This is a genomic window from Dyadobacter fanqingshengii, assembly GCF_023822005.2.
Taxonomy (GTDB): domain Bacteria; phylum Bacteroidota; class Bacteroidia; order Cytophagales; family Spirosomataceae; genus Dyadobacter; species Dyadobacter fanqingshengii.
In genome coordinates, this window is sequence record NZ_CP098806.1 from 2,183,132 (window position 1) to 2,201,709 (window position 18,578).

The 18,578-nt window shown below is 44.4% G+C and carries 24 protein-coding genes; 5 read left to right on the forward strand and 19 right to left on the reverse strand.

Annotated elements, in window-relative coordinates; translation table 11 throughout:
• Nucleotides 1–48 precede the first annotated feature (48 nt).
• The 3 genes from NFI81_RS08875 (at nucleotide 49) to NFI81_RS08885 (ending at nucleotide 3,146) form a co-directional block, all read left to right on the forward strand.
• Nucleotides 49–1,146 carry a TlpA disulfide reductase family protein gene (locus NFI81_RS08875; protein WP_234612829.1) on the forward strand — a complete coding sequence of 366 codons (1,098 nt, stop codon included), beginning with the start codon at nucleotides 49–51 and terminating at the stop codon, nucleotides 1,144–1,146.
• Nucleotides 1,147–1,571: 425 nt separating this feature from the next.
• Nucleotides 1,572–2,375, forward strand: coding sequence for a TlpA family protein disulfide reductase (locus tag NFI81_RS08880; RefSeq protein WP_234612828.1), 804 nt, complete (start codon nucleotides 1,572–1,574; stop codon nucleotides 2,373–2,375).
• 99 nt (nucleotides 2,376–2,474) lie between these two features.
• Nucleotides 2,475–3,146, forward strand: a complete 672-nt coding sequence (locus NFI81_RS08885) for a CAP domain-containing protein (protein ID WP_234612827.1) — start codon at nucleotides 2,475–2,477, stop codon at nucleotides 3,144–3,146.
• Nucleotides 3,147–3,922: 776 nt separating this feature from the next.
• On the opposite strand, the gene NFI81_RS08890 is transcribed toward NFI81_RS08885, so the two are convergent.
• The 8 genes from NFI81_RS08890 to NFI81_RS08925 all read right to left on the reverse strand — a co-directional run bounded on the left by NFI81_RS08890 (nucleotide 3,923) and on the right by NFI81_RS08925 (nucleotide 9,346).
• On the reverse strand, nucleotides 3,923–4,573 hold the full coding sequence (locus tag NFI81_RS08890) for an HD domain-containing protein (protein WP_233799370.1): 651 nt from the start codon (nucleotides 4,571–4,573) through the stop codon (nucleotides 3,923–3,925).
• Between the two features lie 148 nt (nucleotides 4,574–4,721).
• Nucleotides 4,722–5,018: a carboxymuconolactone decarboxylase family protein gene (locus tag NFI81_RS08895; protein WP_234612820.1), complete on the reverse strand. Its 297-nt coding sequence runs from the start codon at nucleotides 5,016–5,018 to the stop codon at nucleotides 4,722–4,724.
• Between the two features lie 285 nt (nucleotides 5,019–5,303).
• The gene (locus NFI81_RS08900) at nucleotides 5,304–6,056 is read right to left on the reverse strand and encodes an SDR family oxidoreductase (RefSeq protein WP_234612819.1); all 753 of its coding nucleotides are present in this window, start codon (nucleotides 6,054–6,056) and stop codon (nucleotides 5,304–5,306) included.
• A gap of 42 nt (nucleotides 6,057–6,098) precedes the next feature.
• The gene (locus NFI81_RS08905) at nucleotides 6,099–6,839 is read right to left on the reverse strand and encodes an SDR family oxidoreductase (RefSeq protein WP_234612818.1); all 741 of its coding nucleotides are present in this window, start codon (nucleotides 6,837–6,839) and stop codon (nucleotides 6,099–6,101) included.
• 129 nt (nucleotides 6,840–6,968) lie between these two features.
• Nucleotides 6,969–7,385 (reverse strand): SDR family NAD(P)-dependent oxidoreductase, encoded by a 417-nt coding sequence (locus tag NFI81_RS08910; RefSeq protein ID WP_252176046.1) that lies wholly within the window; start codon nucleotides 7,383–7,385, stop codon nucleotides 6,969–6,971.
• Complete coding sequence (locus tag NFI81_RS08915) at nucleotides 7,378–7,686, reverse strand: SDR family NAD(P)-dependent oxidoreductase (RefSeq protein WP_252176047.1); 309 nt, start codon at nucleotides 7,684–7,686, stop codon at nucleotides 7,378–7,380. Before NFI81_RS08915 ends, NFI81_RS08910 begins: the two co-directional genes overlap by 8 nt.
• A gap of 90 nt (nucleotides 7,687–7,776) precedes the next feature.
• The gene (locus NFI81_RS08920) at nucleotides 7,777–8,427 is read right to left on the reverse strand and encodes an HD domain-containing protein (RefSeq protein WP_234612817.1); all 651 of its coding nucleotides are present in this window, start codon (nucleotides 8,425–8,427) and stop codon (nucleotides 7,777–7,779) included.
• 70 nt (nucleotides 8,428–8,497) lie between these two features.
• Nucleotides 8,498–9,346 carry a helix-turn-helix domain-containing protein gene (locus NFI81_RS08925; RefSeq protein ID WP_234612816.1) on the reverse strand — a complete coding sequence of 283 codons (849 nt, stop codon included), beginning with the start codon at nucleotides 9,344–9,346 and terminating at the stop codon, nucleotides 8,498–8,500.
• Nucleotides 9,347–9,653: 307 nt separating this feature from the next.
• Here NFI81_RS08925 and NFI81_RS08930 point away from each other — a divergent pair, with 307 nt between their 5' ends.
• The gene (locus NFI81_RS08930; protein ID WP_234612815.1) at nucleotides 9,654–9,818 is read left to right on the forward strand and encodes a carboxymuconolactone decarboxylase family protein; all 165 of its coding nucleotides are present in this window, start codon (nucleotides 9,654–9,656) and stop codon (nucleotides 9,816–9,818) included.
• A gap of 243 nt (nucleotides 9,819–10,061) precedes the next feature.
• Here NFI81_RS08930 and NFI81_RS08935 read toward each other — a convergent pair whose 3' ends face one another.
• Nucleotides 10,062–10,418, reverse strand: coding sequence for a DUF1801 domain-containing protein (locus NFI81_RS08935; protein ID WP_234612814.1), 357 nt, complete (start codon nucleotides 10,416–10,418; stop codon nucleotides 10,062–10,064).
• 563 nt (nucleotides 10,419–10,981) lie between these two features.
• On the opposite strand from NFI81_RS08935, the gene NFI81_RS08940 reads away from it, so the two are divergent.
• Complete coding sequence (locus tag NFI81_RS08940) at nucleotides 10,982–11,467, forward strand: globin domain-containing protein (protein WP_234614876.1); 486 nt, start codon at nucleotides 10,982–10,984, stop codon at nucleotides 11,465–11,467.
• A 148-nt stretch (nucleotides 11,468–11,615) separates the two neighbouring features.
• Here NFI81_RS08940 and NFI81_RS08945 read toward each other — a convergent pair whose 3' ends face one another.
• From NFI81_RS08945 to NFI81_RS08990, 10 genes are all read right to left on the reverse strand, one after another.
• Entirely contained in the window at nucleotides 11,616–12,041 is a 426-nt protein-coding gene (locus NFI81_RS08945) for a DNA-directed RNA polymerase subunit alpha C-terminal domain-containing protein (RefSeq protein ID WP_234612812.1), read from the reverse strand.
• A gap of 194 nt (nucleotides 12,042–12,235) precedes the next feature.
• On the reverse strand, nucleotides 12,236–12,514 hold the full coding sequence (locus NFI81_RS08950; protein ID WP_234612811.1) for a 2Fe-2S iron-sulfur cluster-binding protein: 279 nt from the start codon (nucleotides 12,512–12,514) through the stop codon (nucleotides 12,236–12,238).
• Nucleotides 12,515–12,565: 51 nt separating this feature from the next.
• Complete coding sequence (locus tag NFI81_RS08955; protein ID WP_234612810.1) at nucleotides 12,566–13,720, reverse strand: cytochrome-c peroxidase; 1,155 nt, start codon at nucleotides 13,718–13,720, stop codon at nucleotides 12,566–12,568.
• A 43-nt stretch (nucleotides 13,721–13,763) separates the two neighbouring features.
• Nucleotides 13,764–14,168 (reverse strand): DUF488 domain-containing protein, encoded by a 405-nt coding sequence (locus NFI81_RS08960; RefSeq protein ID WP_234612809.1) that lies wholly within the window; start codon nucleotides 14,166–14,168, stop codon nucleotides 13,764–13,766.
• Between the two features lie 24 nt (nucleotides 14,169–14,192).
• The gene (locus NFI81_RS08965) at nucleotides 14,193–14,405 is read right to left on the reverse strand and encodes a hypothetical protein (protein ID WP_234612808.1); all 213 of its coding nucleotides are present in this window, start codon (nucleotides 14,403–14,405) and stop codon (nucleotides 14,193–14,195) included.
• Nucleotides 14,402–14,797, reverse strand: coding sequence for a group III truncated hemoglobin (locus NFI81_RS08970; protein WP_234612807.1), 396 nt, complete (start codon nucleotides 14,795–14,797; stop codon nucleotides 14,402–14,404). The genes NFI81_RS08965 and NFI81_RS08970 overlap by 4 nt, the downstream gene beginning before the upstream one ends.
• Nucleotide 14,798: 1 nt before the next feature.
• Complete coding sequence (locus NFI81_RS08975) at nucleotides 14,799–15,209, reverse strand: cytochrome C (RefSeq protein WP_234612806.1); 411 nt, start codon at nucleotides 15,207–15,209, stop codon at nucleotides 14,799–14,801.
• A gap of 4 nt (nucleotides 15,210–15,213) precedes the next feature.
• On the reverse strand, nucleotides 15,214–15,471 hold the full coding sequence (locus NFI81_RS08980) for a hypothetical protein (RefSeq protein WP_234612805.1): 258 nt from the start codon (nucleotides 15,469–15,471) through the stop codon (nucleotides 15,214–15,216).
• A 45-nt stretch (nucleotides 15,472–15,516) separates the two neighbouring features.
• Complete coding sequence (locus tag NFI81_RS08985; protein ID WP_234612804.1) at nucleotides 15,517–16,536, reverse strand: cbb3-type cytochrome c oxidase subunit II; 1,020 nt, start codon at nucleotides 16,534–16,536, stop codon at nucleotides 15,517–15,519.
• Nucleotides 16,537–16,570: 34 nt separating this feature from the next.
• Nucleotides 16,571–18,574 carry a cbb3-type cytochrome c oxidase subunit I gene (locus tag NFI81_RS08990; RefSeq protein WP_234612802.1) on the reverse strand — a complete coding sequence of 668 codons (2,004 nt, stop codon included), beginning with the start codon at nucleotides 18,572–18,574 and terminating at the stop codon, nucleotides 16,571–16,573.
• Nucleotides 18,575–18,578: the final 4 nt, after the last annotated feature.

Below are 18,578 nucleotides of genomic sequence, written 5' to 3' on the forward strand. Positions count from 1 at the left end.
CTTGACTTTCATTTTCGGTCCATTTTGAAAAGCATTTTCGTGCTCGTGATGTTACAAGGCATGGTCTACGGACAGGATCATACTTTCATTATAAAAGGAAAAATGGACCCGGCTAGAAAACAAGAAAAAGTCCATATCTGGTACCCTGACCCAACAAATCTGGTTGGCGTCAAAGATTCGGCGGTTATTAAAGATGGCAATTTTGTGATCAAAGGCACTTTTAAGATTCCGGGAAAAGCCATCATGTATACCAAGCCTGACTATGGTGATATTGAGCTTTACATTGAGCCGGATACAATTTTAGTTAATAGCACAGGTTCTCTTAGTGAGGTGATAGTGAGCGGTGGGCAGTTGAATAAAGATTTTGGTCAACTTGCAAAAATGCTGAAACCCATTTCTGAAAAGCGTACCGAAATATATAAGGCTTATGACAATGCTAAAAAAACATTGACTGCCGATTCAGACAAAAAGGAGCTTGAAAAAACCAAGGACCAGCAGCTGGAAGCATATCGGATGGATAGGACGAACATTTACAAAAACTTTATCCAAAAAATGCCTGGCAGTATTGTCAGTATCGAAGCGGTCAAATCGGTTGGTGGCTTCACACCAGATGTAAAAGAGCTCACTGCGTTGTTTGAAGGTTTGGACGAAACTGTTCGAAACAGTCCTTCGGGCGTTTATTATAAAAATGCGCTTACCAAACTCGCAAAGACCAGCATTGGTGCTGTTGCCCCGGAGTTTGCTCAGGCAGACACTACCGGGAAATTAGTTTCATTAAAAGACTTTCGAGGCAAATATGTGTTTGTCGATTTCTGGGCAAGTTGGTGTGGTCCTTGCCGTGCAGAGCATCCCGAGCTGATCAAAGTATTTGACAAGTACAAAGATCAAAATTTCACAATAATGGGTATTTCCCTGGATCAATCAAAAAGCAGGGAAGCATGGCTGAAAGCAATAGCAAAGGATAAATTAGTATGGACTCAACTTTCAGACCTTAAAGGTTGGGCCAATGAAGTTTCAACTCTGTATAATGTTGAAGCTATTCCTAAAAACTTCTTAGTTAGTCCCGATGGTGTTATCGTAGCAGTCGACTTAAAACCGGCAGCGTTAAATGAGAAATTAGCACAATTACTTCCCAACAATCATTAAGAGAATATTCCCATTAAAGAGGAGTTTATATAGAGCTGAACAACTTAGTGGACTAATTGAAGTATATCAAGTGGCATTTTGTGAGTGTGAATTTATGCATATAACAGGCGTTATGTTGAGTGCCTGCGCATTAAGTTGATTGATAACAGGTTAAGTATCTGCCAGGCAGCAAGTATTAATGCAAAATCAGTCAAAGGATTGAGCAGTATGTCTACTATTTTACTGTCATGGTTGCGTTGCATGATGATACCAATTGCTTCCAACATGCTGAAGACATATTGAGGAAAGTAATTTGGTTGCACTTCTAACAAAGCTAAATCTGACAAGCCGCCCATAAGTCCTTGTAAGCTACAATTTATAAATGTTGGTAAAAAATGGAGATAAGTTAAATATTTTCATATAATAAAATGATCTAAAATAGTACTATGAGAAAGCTTCATATTCTAGCATTAGTGACCTGTATGCTGCTCTGTAATTCTTGTTCAAAGGAAAATGCTCAAACAGAAGATCCAGTAGGAACACCCGTTCAGCAACCAGTTTCGCTGACAAGTAACTTTGCAAACTGGTGGTCCTACAATAACAAGCATATCAAGCTATATGAAGATTTTAATGCATTTGATACAGACTCAAAACAAATCAGAACGGATGATTTCATGAAGTCGATGACAAGTGGAGAATATATATCCGTCAAGTATATTGGAAAGGACTCTTCCACACATTATAAACTATACAAGCTTCCTGATAGTGCAGATCCCAATATTAAACTCGCGCTAAAAGGATGGATGGCGCATGAGTATGCAAATTATCTTTTGAAAGAAAAGCCATTGCCCGGACTGAACTATACAGACTTACAAGGAAAAGTTTTTGACGACCAGACTTTGAATGGTAAAATAGTAGTACTCAAATTCTGGTTCATTGGTTGCAAATCCTGTGTTGCAGAAATGCCAGAACTGAACAAACTCGTGGCTAGGTATAAAGACCGAAAAGACATTGTTTTTGTGAGCCTCGCATTTGACTCTGCTGAAAAGCTCAAAAAATTCTTGACGCAAAAGCAGTTTGATTATGCAGTTGTTGCCGGTCAGCAAGACTACATCATGAATACCTTGGGTATTAAAGCTGCGCCTACACACATAATCCTCAGTAAAGAAGGTTTGGTTGATAAGGTGGTTAACAGTGCAGAGACACTTGTTCCCTTAGTTGACAAGATTGCCTCACAAAGCGCCATATAAACGTATAATTATTAGGAAATCGTCAAATTCGTTTCTGGACGCATGGTGCGTCGCCGAGTTAATCCTGACTGCCCAATTTAAATTAACTGACTTGAAGCCATGGCCAGGATTTTTATTGTTCTTTACTTTTTGCAGCCCTCATTCTTTCAAAACGAACTTCCAGGTGACTATTTTCAAATAGACGATAAAGCATTTTTTCCCTTACCAATCACTTCAAAAACGATTTCCCTAGTAGAGCCTGATACGTTACTCTTAGACGCAGCAATCTTTCATGCAACGAATAGAGTGCGTCGAGAGCATGGGTTACAGCCTTTCAAACATGACGTTTGTCTTTATAAAGCCGCTAAAAATCATGCGGCCTCAATGGTTTTGAAACGCTATTACAGCCATAACAATCCATTCAGTCCATTTGAAAAAACAGTGGACAGAAGAGTTGATCTTTGTACAAAACGTTTCAAAAGGATAGGTGAAAACATCGGCCGTTACCAGACCCTGATTAGTGGTGATTATTTACTGGTTAAATGGGACGAGAATGATGCTCAATATAATTTTATCGATCCTGATAAATACAGCGGTGCCGAGCCCTTTACCTATGCCGGATATGCTAATCATGTTGCTAGTCAATGGATGTCCTCATATAACCATCGACAAAATATTCTAAGTGGTTTATATGTTGAAATCGGTTGTGCAGCCAGGTTATGTCGGGAGCCCTACAAAGTCAGGCGCGCTCCATATGCGAGCTTAGTCCAAAATTTTGGTAATGAGCATTAAGATGGTTGATTTGTCATATAGCAGTGAGTTAAATCTCTATTCAGGTAACATCATATTACGCTGACGCATCGCAGCATTTCCAAACCATGTTATCATTTTTGCCGTTAATATGTTCGTGAAAACGGACCGTTTCCGCGTACGCTGATAAACGACTAACATGAGAGAAGATCCAAGGACCAAAATTCACTGCTGGCAATGCAAAGTTGAACCACTGTTTGAGTGAACCTGCAAGTGCAAAATATCTGTGTTAAAACAGTGCAAAACAATTCTAAAACTTACTTGTAACGGCATGGCAGTCGAATGCCGGAGTACGGAAAAACCACCGAATTATTATCCAGCCGGAACTTATCAATAATATCTATAATCTGGATGAAAGCAAGATAATTTCAGGTTGTACTGCGGATGCCATCCCCATATTTCAACGGCATTATAGAATGACGACTGCTCTACTGACATTACATCTGCGAAACATACAACAGACTCTTCTGAGTCCGCTTCCGGAACTAACAATACTAAGTTTAATAGTTAATCGATCAGACCAAGTTCGCTGCCCGTATTGGATGGAAAATAACTGCTGCACAACTCACACTTACAAACCAACTCATTTCGCCCCATATCCCGTCAGAAAAGCATTAGCTTGTCAATCATAGTACATTTTAAGGTGCCGGATAGTAATCTTATTGTAAACTAAGATCCATTTAAGGCGTCCAAGTTTCTTAATGGGTAACAAACGGAATGACTGTGAGCTTTGATGATCGAGGCCATTTCAGTACGAACTACTCAGACCAGGGCGATTGCACAATTGCCTCGCAAAAGTCCGGTCTAACGTAACCTGGCAGCATACAGGCGCAAATGTCCGCATTCATGCTGCCGTAGGTGGTCTGTGGCTTATGCTTAAAGCCTTCATAAAATGTGGCGACCATATTTTTCTTCAGTCCATTGCGGGGAAAGTTCCTTAGTATTGCTTCCCGGTCGTGCGCGGCTAACTGGTCATAGCCTTTGCCCACGACATCAAGGGCCGCACCATAATTGAGTAAGGCTACTTCGGGCTCCTTGTATTCGGCGATACCGGGTGATGTATGTAATGCGATCGTGTCCCAGGCAAGTTGCAGTGACTGGGGCGGCAGACCGTAACCTTGCAAGAAATCGCGAGCCGCATTTGCACCGTCAACTTCGAACCGCTTGTCGTCGCTTCGGTAATGCGCGGTCAGTCCTAGGTCATGAAACATCGTACTCACGTACAACAACTCTGCGTCAAAGCGGAGCTTGTTTTGCTGCCCGTTAAGTGCTGCAAACAAAAAAGTACGCAATGAATGGTTGTATAATAAATCACTGCCATGTTCGCGCAACAATTCCGTGGCCTGAGCCGACATGGCGCTATCGGGTATCCGTACGCCGGCGATCGTTTTACCTGAAATTGAACTCATAATGCTTGTGTTTTTGTGGAAATACCAATCCGATTTAGGAAATTCATGTGTGATATACAGATCATAATGTCTGCTATTTCCTTTTTTGTAAAGTATGACCGGAGCTTCTCATAAGCTTGGTCTGAAATGCCATGCTGGAAGATAAAGGTCATTTCTTCTGCCACTTGCAGCGCTGAACGTTCACTTTCCGAAACAGCGGACTTTCCTGCCAAGCACTCAAGGCGAAGATGCGCCGCGGTGTTTCGCCATGTCGCAATGCGTCCTGCGTGTGGTAATCGATGCAGTAAGCGCATTTGTTAATCTGTGAAACCCTGATTTTGATAAGTTCTATCAGGCTTTTAGGAAGCGTGGATTGATATAGACGTTTGTCTATTGCCGATACCAATTCCCAGTATACTGGCTCCTCTTCCCACACATCGAGACGGTGTTTGATGACTTTGTTCATAATAATCATGTTTTGTTATACAAAGGTTGAAAATCAGGGCGCCCCGGTTCCTTAAACTGGTTTAAGAAAGAAACTTTTTTCTTCACTCACTTAGGCATTCAAGTGTAAAGCCTAGAAAGAAGTCATCGGACATTGCGGGACGCGCTGGGAAAATCCGGGATATGTTTTTAGATAATGCTCCAAGAAGTCCTCTTTGAGAAATTGTGAAGTTCCGTAACCACATTCAAGAAGCTACATTTGAACGCTAAACATTATACTTGCCTTGCCATACATAACTTCCTGACATCAGTTGGTCGCGCCGCCGTTGACGAGCAAATGCTGCCCATTTACAAAAGAAGAAAGGTCGCTGGCGAAAAACTCAGCCACATTGGCAACATCTTCTACTTCGGCCAGCCTTTCCATAGGGCAGCTCTCGAGCAGTTGCTTTCGCAATTCCGGATAACTGCCGGGCTCGGCAAAGATGCCGGAGTGGTCTACTGCAAAGGGAATAATGGTGTTAACAGTCACGCCCCTGTGCCCGATTTCTTTGGACAAAATATCAACCAAATATCTCGGCGTGGTTTTGCTTCCGCCGTAAACCGCCATTCCGGGAACAGGAAATGAAGTGGTGCTGGAAGCAATGTAAATGATGCGCCCGTTGTCCTCCACATTTCTGGCTGCCTGCTGCATGGTGAAGTAAGCGCCTTTTGTATTGATGCCAAAAATATGGTCAAATTGTTGTTCAGTAAAGCTCACGACCGGTGTTTCTACGAGTTCAATGCCAGCATTGGCCACCACAATGTCGATTTTACCAAATGCATTTTTGGCTTCGGAAAACAATCGCTCAATGTCTGAAACCTTGCTCACATCTGCCTGCACGGCAATAACTTCTATGCCCATTGCCTTGATATTGCTCACCACCTGATCAGCAGAAGCCTTATCCCGCGAGTAATTTATGACAATGTTTGCACCCAATGCTGCGTAACGTTCAGCGATTGCTTTTCCCAACCCCCGCGCTGATCCGGTGATCAGCGCCACTTTATTTTTCAAACTGTTCATGATTTCTGATTTAATGTTTGCCGAAAATTTTACAGCAGTCGCTCAGGCCATGCCGCCGTTAGCCCCGATATTTTGTGCATTAATCCATTTAGCTTCGTCACTGGCCAGAAAAACCACGATTTTTGCGATGTCATCCGGCTCACCAATGCGGTTAAAAGCGGAAAGGGAAGACAACTTGTCAATTACCTCCTGTGGTTTGCCTTTGGTAAAAAGCTCGGTGTTGGTTGGTCCCGGTGATATGGAATTAACATTGAGGCCCCTGGCGCCGACTTCTTTGGAAAAAACGCGGGTAAGCTGCTCAACCGCTGCTTTTGTGGCTACATACGTGCTGTAAGTTGGCAGCATAATCCGGTTCACTGAACTTGAAAAATTGATGATACTGCCTTTGTCGGACAGGCGTGTTGCCGCCTCCCTCATGGTGTTAAACGTACCGCGCACATTAATATCAAACTGCCGGGTGAAGTCCTCATCAGTCGTATCTTTCAGGAGTTTGGTAATCATAATACCTGCATTATTGACCAGCACATCGATCTTTCCATAAAGCGCGATTGTGGTATCAAATAGCGTTTTCACGTCGGCGGCACTGCTCACATCCGCCCGGATCGCAATTGCTTCACCACCATGAGAAGTAATTTCACTCACCGTTTGATCAGCCGCCTGCTGCGAACCGGCATAATTGACAATGACTTTTGCGCCTGCTGCTGCCAATGCGCGCGCGATGGCAGCGCCGATCCCTCTTGAAGCACCTGTAACCAGTATTACTTTGTCTGTTAGATTTTTCATAATTGTTCTTTTTTTTTCTGTGAGTTCAGTGAAGACGATTGCACAATGGCCTTATCATTGACTTGTTCATCATTTTCATGAGCATGCGCCGTCTCTATAATTACATCATGCCAGGCTTATATGTCCTTTTCAAAAGCTGCAACCTTTTTTGTACCGCATCAACGTATCTTCGCCAAGTGGCAGGTGCACGGGCGGGTTCTTGGAAGCAGCCAGTTTCAACAATGCCTGGGCGAGTTTAGCAGGGTCGCCAGGCTGCTTGTTATTGACCTGACTGGCAAAGTCACGTGTTTTCCCGATGGTCTCTGCGTAATCGTTAATGGGATTTAAGGTGCGGACCAATGAAGAGATATCAAGAAAATTGGTGCGGAAAAAGCCGGGCTCTACCACTGTTGCGAAGATCCCCAGCTGAGCAAGCTCCAACGCCATCGCTTCGGTGATGCCTTCAATGGCAAACTTTGTTGAATCGTAAACTCCCCAGCCGTAACTACCACTCAAACCGCCTACTGAGGAAATGTTAATTACGTGGCCGCTACGCTGTTTACGCATCTGGGGCAGCACGGCGCAGATGCGTAAACAGCGTGCCAAAGACATTGGTATCAAAAACCTTCCTGGCCTCAGCATCGGTCGCTTCTTCGACGCCAACCAGCAGCCCATAACCCGCATTGTTTACCAGCACATCAATACTGCCGAACTGGTGTACGGCTTGCTCTACCGCTGCTTTTGCCTGCTCTTCGCTGGTCACGTCTAGAATGGCTACATGAAGATTCCCATCGTTACCTAATGTTTCTGCTAATTCCTGGGGCTTACTGCGGACGGTTGCTACTACGTTGTCGCCCGAAGCGAGCACTGCCTTGGTTAGTTCAAATCCAAGGCCCCTGGCCCCGCCCGTGATCAGCCACGTTTTTTACGTTTTCATTTGGTTTTTTGATAGTTGGAATTATTCACTCCATGGTGAGTGCAAAATGCAGTCACAAAAATTCTTTCTTTTGAAATCAGGAAGCATGTAGGCGCACACATCGGCTTTAATGTTACCGAATGTCGTGTCGGTTTTATGTTCAAAACCAGAGAAGAATGTTGGGATGATACTTTGCTTAAAACCACTTCTTGGAAAAGCTGCAATGATCGCCTCCCTGTTTTCCGGGCTTAAATGCTCATAGCCCTCCCCCATGACATCCAGGCCGACCCCGGAGTACATCAAAGCAACTTCAGCTTCTTTGTGTTCAGCTATCCCAATAGTGGTGTGAAGCGCAATGGTGTCCCATACCAATTGCAAAGATTCACCAGGCAGGCCGTGGCTTTTTAGGAAATCTCTGGCGGCATTCGCCCCATCGACCTCAAAGCGTTTATCGGGGCTGCTGTAATGCGGCGTAAGCCCAAGATCGTGGAAGACTGAACTGACGTAGAGCAGCTCCGCATCGTATTGCAAATTGGCTCTTTTCCCATTCAATGATGAGAACAAAAAGACCCTTAACGAGTGATTGTAGATGAATTCAGTACCATGTTCCAGCAAAAGTTCTGTTGCCTGAGCGGCAATCGCGCTGTCGGGAATGGTGATCCCTGCCAATGATTTGATTCTGTTTACCGACATAATTAAGGTGTTTTAGATTGACCCAAAATTATGGCGGGATGCGGTTCAAAGGAATGTCAAAATATCCGTTTCACCTTCCAATATTGACGAAGTAGGCCCGGTAGTCAGTCGGGGAAGCACTGACATTCTTTTTGAAGAAGGAACTAAACTGTTCCGGGGTGGAAAAGCTGAGCTGATAGGCGATTTCTTTTACGGGAAGCGTCGAAAATTGTAAGCGCCTTTTTGCTTCTGCAACCAACTGTCCATTGATAATTTGTTTTGCCCCCTTTCCGCAACTGCTCTTGCAAACGTCTGAAAGCCGACGGGGCGTAACATTGAGCAATGCTGCATAGTAATTTACATCATGTAAGCCCTGGTAGTGCTGGCTGACTTGCTCGACAAATCTACGGTAAAGCTGCTTGTCGTAATCATCATACCCATGCAAAAGTGCGGCATTGATGTTGGCAATCTTGATCATAATGATCTTTAAGTAGGCTGCCATCGCGTCAAGCTTATTGATATAATCTACCCGGCGATGCTCTTGGTAAATGGCCTCAAAAAGTGGGCTGAGCTCAGCGGACGTCATTTCATTTAGAAGTATAAACTGATTTGCAGACGCGTTATTAAAGAGAACCGCTTTGCAGTTATTGGCACTTTGAGGGGCGCGCTCCCAAAAACAGTCACCAAATGAAAGCTCATAGCCCGTAATCCGTAGGTCCGCGCCCGTCAGGATTTGCCCTTTGGCAACCAACAGCAACTGCGGCGAATTGAGCTCGTAAGCTTGTTCATCCACACTAATGCTACCGCTGCCCGATTGGACCATGATAATCCGATGGTATGCGAGTCTGCATTTCTCAATGTGCATTTGACCGTTCAGCATATTAATCGAGAACGAATCCTTAATCTCGCTTTCAAGTGATGCATTTGGAATACTTATCATGACGAATGTATTTAGTGAGACTTGCCATGTAAAAATACGAATCACTTGCTATAAGTACTAGGATATCTGGCAAGATTAACCTACAAGCAATTTTCCTCGCTCAGGTTAAATTGCTTTCCGATCAAATTGGACCTGACATCGAAAAAAATTGGACCCGGCACAAAGCAGCAGACAAATTACTGCTGATTTGCGCTCTCATAAAACGTCAAACTCGAAAAGAACACTCAAACATTATTGGTGACTTTATGCCCTTAATGCCTGGCGTGATGCCCCCTTTTTTACAGAAGATGAGCGCGCCATCCTCGCATTGACGGAGGAAGTTACACTGATTAACAACCACGTTGCTGACCAAACGTATCAGCAAGCAGCCAGCATACTTGATGAAACTTATCTGGCCCAGGTAATCATGGCCATCATTACCATTAATGTCTGGAACCGTATCGGCATAGCAACTCAGCTAATTCCGGGCTAATTCAAGAGATTAATGGGGCACACGCCCTTGCATAGTTATTCATTGTAGTTTAATGGCGGGATGCATTTGCACCCGCCATTTTTGTTGCACAAACCCGCACAAGTACGAAAAGACGGTTAAAGCATCGTAACCCATTCCCGTTGGTAATACTTTTTAGGATCGCATAAACGCCCATCATTTCCGTATACGTCCCCATGAACGCATTCTGGCTGAATAGGTTGATTCTCCTTAACGATTTAAGGCTTATGTTTCGTCCATTAATTGGATCCATTCCTTGATAACCGCTCGTAAATCTTCACTTTTAGCTTCTATTTCTGCCATGTTGCTGAATTTGGCATATGCTTTGCCTTTCGGGGCAGGTTCTAGAGCTGTGCGGCCTGAAAGCATTTCGCCTCGATGGAAAACAAGCACTGCCTGATCTTTTATCCGAGGGCTGAAAGTCGCAATATCACCTTTATAGTAAAAGCTAGGTCCGCCCCACTTGACTTCTTCTGTTATGGCTGTGTCAACTTCCATAATTATTTTTCGGATTGTTTGCATTTCTTCTTTAAGTGGGTGAGTGAGCCCGGATAAGAAGTCGTCTACTTTTTTCGATGACATATACAAGGTTTTGATGTGATGGCAATTGCCGGTATTGCCAATAGAGGTTAGAAAAGGGGCTTATGCGAATCTGCCCAATACATGCTCGGCCCAAGTCAGGACAAAATTAGAAGTCTGTTGGGATAAACCAATTTACCAATGTCGAGATACCAAAATTTATTTCCTCGCGGTAATCCGGCTTAACTGTGTGGCAGTTATGACAAGATAGGAGGCGATGTGATATCTCTTAAAGTGGGGCAGGACGTGTTAATGGGATATCGAAAAGTCTTGGTACCGTTGGCGGCCGCATCTGTGCGAAAGGCAATTTCCAGTGGCTCTTTTTCGATTGCCCAATGCTTTTTAAGATAATTTATGTTAACAGTGCTATGTCACTGTAACGTAGGCATCTGGTATGAAACTAGGTAGCTAAAAGAGATTGATCAGCAGTCCTGATGAAAAGAACGATTTGTATTTCAAGTCGAAACATTGGAGGGCGCTATAAAAATTTAAGTAGTACGATTTAAGGTGGGTTAGTACCGGTTAACAGAACAAAATTAACGCCTTCGATGCTGATAATCCATAGAATGCACAAATGGCGATGGTACGTTTTAACCACCGGTTTTTTATGCAGCTTATTGCGGTTACATAACTGGGCACCTATTTCTATAACAGGATGCTCAAAAAATCCGGAGCTCAGAAATGTATTTAATTCAGTAAACCAGCATTCTGGAGCCCAGCCAACTGCGCTGGCAATGGCTGTGTTAGCTTATGCTGAACACATCGATAGCCGGCAGGTGCTATCCCATGCCCTGAACCGAACTGCCAACAAACACGTAAGCCTCGATATCAGGCCCGAGCAGTATGACATCGTCGGCAAGCATTTACTGGCTTCCATTGGAGAAGTGCTCGGCGAGGCTGCAACACCCGGACTCATTGACGCATGGCTGGTCGCATACCAGCAACTCGCAGCGATCATGTCGGGTGCACAAGCGGATTTGTATAGCAAATCAGTAGCGAAAAAGGGTGGATGGAGTGGCTGGCCGCCTTTTGTAGTAAAACAAAAGATGTAGGAGTCGCAGGAGATTAATTCATTCTACCTATATCCTTCTGATAAGGGAAATGTAGCCGACTTTATCCCGGGACATTATATTACAGTACTCCTGTTTGTGCCGAAATTGAATGTATTCCAACTGCGCCAGTACAGCATCTCATGCGATGTTAGAGGTTTTCAACGATATTTATAAATCGAACAACTTCATCATACGCGGTTTTCCCAAAATTTCTAAAATTCTTAAAATGACTTAGTCCGTATTTATTCTTTGCTTCTATCAAGTCTTTGACTGTTTTTATATCAGCATTTTTCAAACATAAGGAAGTCCGCGTTGAAAGTGGGGTCGAGACAATTTCTGTATCTAAGTAATTACTCTTATAATCGTAATTCCCGGAAAGAGATTTCCTAGCATCCTCGATAAGCATCTTTTGATTTTTCACAAATTCATTCAGCACTTGTATATCCTGTCCAATACTACCACTAGGCTCATAAATTAAAGCTGTTTGGATCTGCTTCTCAAACTTCCTAATAAACAGTTCAACTCTATAAGACGCTTTCAAAATTTCCTCCGTTTCAATTTTATTTTTTGCCATACTTATTTCAATTACTGATTATCAACTATTTAATCATTGAAGCAGACATATTCTATACAACCTTCTCAGCTGCTTTTAATATTTTATAAAATGTAGTTTTTGATGAAATTTTATAAGCCTTTATTATTTCCTCAAAGGTTGCATTTTTTCTTTCGTAAGTATCTTTTACTAGATAGATGTAAGGGTTAATAGCATCAAGATGTAAAAATAATGGAAGGCTCAATTTTTATTTCGGAATTAGCAAGCCAATCGTCAACAGGAACCTGACAGGCTAGGGTGAAGCGTCCATCTATTTGTACCATACAGGTTCCGCAGCTTCCCATACCACAACAGAGCCCAAATCCAGAAATGTTCACATAATCCGAAATTAACGTCATCAAAGACAGGTAATTCCTTTCCAGCGTCTGGACCTGATATTCTTCATTTCCGTAAATCAGTGTAAAGAGAATTGTGCATTTCTGTTCTTCTTTCAAATTTATAAGTGTTTGACTTAATTATTAATGCTTTTGCTTACTCCTCACTGTTCAAAGACCTACCACAGGTAAGCCACTTGGTACGGTTACAGGAATTGTTTTATCAAAGGAATCATCGTTGAGTGTATTTAAAAATTCGACGATCCTTGAAATATCCTTGAAATTCACGTCCATGTGTGTGGCGAGGGAATCAATGCTGCCAGCTTTCACATTCGGGTTGAGAATCTTTCCTCCTGCCACATCTTCATAAAACATCAGCACTTGATCCAAAGTAGTAAACTTGCCACTGTGCATGTAGGGAGCAGTAAAACGCAGGTTACGTAGTGTGGGTGTCCTAAATGCATAATCTTGATTGATACCCGCGTCACTTTCTGCCCGGTTATCAGTGTCGGGCACGCCCAAAGTATGCAGCTTATAATCAGAAAACATGGGACCCGAGTGACACTTTGCGCATCCTGTTACTAAAAACGCATTCATCCCATCCTTTTCGCTGGTCGACAATGCATTGCTGTCACCGCGCATATACTGGTCAAACCGGGTATTGCTAGCAATAAGCGTCCGCTCGAAGGACGCTAACGCCTTCGCTAAATTTTTTTGGGTGACTGGTTTGGGATCTGTGGGAAATGCTTTCGAAAATAGCTCATTATAGGCAGGGATCTTATTTATCCGCTCGATGATTTCATCCAGGATCTGGTGATCCACATAAGCATTGCCCCGCATTTCTTCCAGTGTTTTAATTGGCTCCAATGCCTGCGCCTCTAATCCTTTTGCTCTTAAATCCCAAAACATCGGGGCCAGTTCAGGCCTGTATGTTTCGTGATTGGTTATGCCGTTAAAGGCTGTGTTTAAAATGCTTTGCGAGTTTCTTTTGACAAACGGAATGTCATTGGGATCCAGAAATCGTCGCTTGCTACCAGTACCTCTCCCATTTACCCCGATGGAGGTTTCCAGGAACTCAGCATAATTGAACTCGGGCTGATGACAGGTGGCGCAGGATACGTCCTTGTTTCCGGAAAGGATAGGGTCAAAAAACAAATACCGGCCCAGGTTTACCTTTCCCGGGGTCGAAGGGTTGTCATCAGGGTCTGTCACGTACCGTGGTAATGCGTCCAGATCAGCAATTGTTTCGATTACCTTCGGCTTCCTTTGGCGCAACGTTTCCTGGTCCCTTCCGCAGGAGCTACAAAGAATTGTAAGTATAAACACTAGACAAATGGGATGGATAATCATTGTCTTACCGGAATATCTTTCATTGATGGTCTGCTTTCATGAATTTGTCCAGGAACCCTTTCAACGCAATGGCATTGTTAAACTGTTCATCTTGGGCAGCATACAAAAGGGATACTTTTTTGTGCTGCTTGATCAAAGCGATAAGTTGCCCGGCAATTTGCCTGTTTTTGTTGAGCTGGAAGTTGTAGTCTGCAACAAACTCCGGCCACCGTTCCGGGTCGTGGTTAAACCATTTCCTCAGTTCGGCACTCGGGGCAATTTCTCTAAGCCAAAGGTCGACCCCGGCCTGGCTTTTCTTTAATCCCCTTGGCCATAAACGGTCAACAAGTATGCGAAAGCCATCCTTTTTGCTGGCCGGTTCATATATCCGCTTTACGTTTATTATAAGATCTCGCTCAGTCGTTTCCATACTATCAGACCTCATATTCTGATTAAATGTTAGGTTCTGCTAATCATCCGCCTGCAATTCCTTTTCAAGATGTATATGCTTGTGCCGATCACTCTCAAATTCTTCAAGCACAAAAAACAAAGCTTTATTGGCAGTGCAAGCATCAGGGCCCGGTGTGTAATTGCCACTCAATGCTGCGATTTTTCGCATGCGCTTGCATTCGTTTTCATGGTCCTGCATCATAGGCACGGTCTTGATTTGACCGGATCTCATAAAATCACACGGGATGGATAGCTTTGGTAGTACTTGATTTTATATTCAAACATTTCCGCCATTTTCTCCGCCCTGAACTTTGCTTCCTGGGCTTTCTCGCCGATAAACAGTTCATCAATGGTCCCGACAAATAAATCCATCCATTTTTCAAAATGAGTGTGGTCAACCTGTAATATCGCATGCGGTGTAAACGGGCTTCCATAATAAGTATGCTCCTTTAAAAGCACTGTCTGCCAGAACTTGTACATTTTTTCCATATGCTGCGGCCAGTTATCGCTGATCCGCTCGTTAAAAACGGGTGATAATAATGCATCCGCCCTGACCTTTGCGTAAAAAGAATCTACCAAAAGCTTGATATCGTCAATGTCGAGTATCTCTTGTTTTGTTTTCATTTCAAATAGTTACCAAGTTAATGTATCGGATAAGGTAATAGATCGACCACCCTAAAAAGCCGATGAGCAGGATCCAGATCCAGGCCGGAATGCTCTGGGGTGTTTCACTTCCGGTAATCAGAAACCGCTTTTGGTCCCCTTTTCCATATGCATTGATCATTAATGGGACTATCCCATCCACCACTGCATTCTCGGCGATACCTTCAACGGCAATGGCAGGCCCGTTCTTTACCTCAAAAGGAATGATCCGGATACCTTCTTTGCCCGTCGGGTCTTTACTGATAATTTTCAACTCATGCTTGCCATCCACCATTTTACGGGTATCCAGCTCAAAATTCACAGGGGAGAGAAACTCAGCGATGGGCGTTTGGTCCTGATCCAGGAAAAGAAAAACTGTGCTTTTATCTTCCATAACACTAAATGTTTATAATAAGCCTTTTGATATGGTTGTCTGACTTTTCGCCGGGTTTGATCAACATCTTTGCCGAGAAGAAGAGCGTCAGTATCACAATGATGGCAGCAACCGACACGATCAGATAGTCCCAGTTGCTCTCCGGGCCGGCCCCATGCGCGATACCTTGTAATAGCTTTGGCTGACGCTGGTCACATACCGGGCACGCCGCAGCAAAAAAGCCCATCAAGACAAACACGGCTAACAAAAAGGCTTTTTTCATATCAAATCTGAATTCTCTAAAATTTGAAAAATGCCGCCATAGCATCTATTGCACAGGCATTTCCTTGATTTTCTGCACAATCTGCTCTACTTGTTGCACCGTTACGTTGGGCGCATTGTTGCCCCAACTGCTGCGCTCGTGGTTTATAATGGCGGCTATTTGCTCCGGACTTAAATCTGCATTCGCTCCCACAGCGGGCATTGCCCCATATTCCTGGCGGGCGTCATAGCCCCGCATCACGATGTTTACAATTAATGATGGATCTTTATCGAGCACAACCGTACTACCTTTCAAAGGTGGAAAAGCGCCTTTCAAACCTTCTCCGTTTTCCTGGTGGCATGCCTGACAATGGGTGGCGTAAAGCATCTGGCCATTTTCGGAAGTTTCAGAATTGGCTTGCATTGACTGGTCCGTACTTTCTGTTTTCTGTTCATCTTTTGCATATAAAAATGCAGGGGCGCCCGTTGCGCCAGGGAGCTCGGCCTGTTTCAATGATTGTAAATAAGCGACCAGGTCCAGCGCATCCTGAGTTGCTACCAGAGTCATCCCTTGTCTTTGAAACGCATCAGGAACATTTACAACCACATCCTCTTTTGCCGGCTCGGATTTACTTTCGAACAGCCAGGGATATGCCGGCATAATGGACTGCTTGATCACAATACGCGGGTTGTATAAATGCACCAGGTTCCATTCCCGGCTGGGCTGCCGGCTTCCGATCGAGGTTAGGTCGGGCCCGGTCCGCTCAGTACCCATCAGCGTGGCGGTATTACGCCAGAAATCCGTGCGGCGATTTGAAGCATAGTCTGCCGCCAGCCCTGGCCGCTGGCCCCAAACCTTATCCATGTCCACATTGCGGACCTGCTGGGTATGGCAGGCCACGCATCCATTGGAGACATACAATGCCTTTCCCCTGATCGCCGCCTCACTGAGCGGCACTGCACTTGGCAGCGGCGCATTGTTCTGCTCATTATCAATGGCAGGCAATACGGCCACGAAAGCTGTTAAGCCGATAAAGAGCAGGAAAGCAGCGCCAAATAGTTTGTTATGATTATCGAAGAAATCCATGATGTCAAATTGAATGGGATAGATATGCTCGGTTTCAGGACACGTGATCAATAGATTTCAGCTTTTCAAATGCCGTTTCCTTAATATCAACTGTGCCCGGTGAGACCATCATCCTGTAAAGATTATAGGCAAAAAACAGGTGTGAGAGCCACATCAGGCTTCCCCCAATCGCCCGCCAGAGCCAAAACGGCGCCATAAAGCTGACCGAGTCAATAAAAGGTTTGGCTTCCATCCACATCAACCCGCGCATGGTACTGCCGTACATCAACGGTATCGTGTAAAACAAAAGCCCGATCAACGCCAGCCAAAAGTGCGCGCCAACCGTGATCTGCGGCGGCTCCTGCCCGGTAATACGGGGCATAAGTGCATAAATCCCTGCCCAGAGCAAAAAGCAGATAATGCCATACATCGTCAAATGGGAATGGGCGACAGTAAAATCAGTGAAATGCCAAAGCAGATTGGTAGACCGGAAGGCTTCGGCAGTTCCCTGCAAGGAACCGGTAAAGTAAAAAAGGATACCCGTTAAAAAGAACGGAAGCGTATAACTGTCGGTGATCTTGTACCACGCGCCTTTGAAGGTCAACAGGAAATTGGTCGTACCTGCCACTACCGGAATGATCATGCCCACACTGCCCACGATGGCGACCGTTTGAAGCCACCAGGGAATCGCACTGAAAACAAAATGATGGGTACCAATAAGTGTATAAAAAAGGATCTGGGTCCAAAAAGCAAGTATACCAAGGCTATACGAATAGATCGGTTTATTGAGCTGCTGGGGCAGGAAGTAGTAAACGATCCCGAGCGTAAACAGCATGAACCACATTCCAACACCCTGGTGCATGTAATAGCCTTGAATGATCGTTTCACCCAGCCCATTTTGCCAAACAGGCACATATGCAACCACCGCGATCACAATTCCAAAAATCACCGAAGAGACAATGTACCAGTTTGAAATATAGATCTCCTTCGTAGTGCGGCTGGCGACTGTCTTGAAGTAATTGATCAATGTTAGCAGAAGCCCAATGCCAAAAAGCAGCATGACTGGCCATATGTACTCCCGGTACTCCCCGCCCCCATTATTGATTCCAGCCATCAAAGACAATGTGCCCAGTACCACCGCCGTATTAATCAGGATCAATGTGTACCATCCGAGTTTTATACTGAATAGTTTTGTATTGCTGACCCTGGGCACGACATAGTTACCTAACCCCAGCATTGCCAGTGATGCCCAGCCCCAGAAAACGGCATTGGTATGGACCGGCCGCAATCGCCCAAAGCTCAGCCAGCTGAATTGGTCTGCATCCGGCGCAACAAATTTTATCCCAATATATTCCCCTACCGTCGTTCCAAAAACAAGCCAGAATGTCGCAGTGATGATGAACCAGGTGACAAGCCTGGAAAGTTGCGGGTCTACTTTCGGGCGAACGTGCGCCTTTCTTTTACGTGCCACAAATGGAAGTGATGCCTCATGCTCTACATTGTTGATCAGCCCTTTATGATCGTTGGCCGTTAATGCGCCCGACAGTTCATTATGACTCAATACAAAATCCAGCGCATCTTTTCTTCGTTGCAGTGTTTCTGCAAGATCCTCACCTTCAATACCCCCCAGATATACTGCCACACGCCCGGCCTCTGCCACGCGCTGCTGGTTTCTATACCTGTTTAATGTGTCGGTGATCTTGATAAATAAGAAGATAGCGCCTGCCAGCACAGGGATTGATATCAGGACAATGGTAATTAAAATACCTCCCTGGCTCAGCAGCGAGTCAGCAGTTGGTTGGCTCGACTGTGCGTGTGAAGGAAAACTTACCAAACTAAGCATAGCGAGCGCAATAACCCCTAAATGCTGCTTTTTCCCCATCCGGTCGAGCAGCAAAGAGATCTGTTGGCTATTCAGGTTATGGAGATATCTTGAATAATCCTGTCTACCCGGGTTGATTTTATTAATCAGATCATGTTGAACAACGTTTTTGATCAGGACCGCAATGAAAAGCACACCTAGGGCCATCACCAATGCAACGATTCCTACCGATAGCATAACG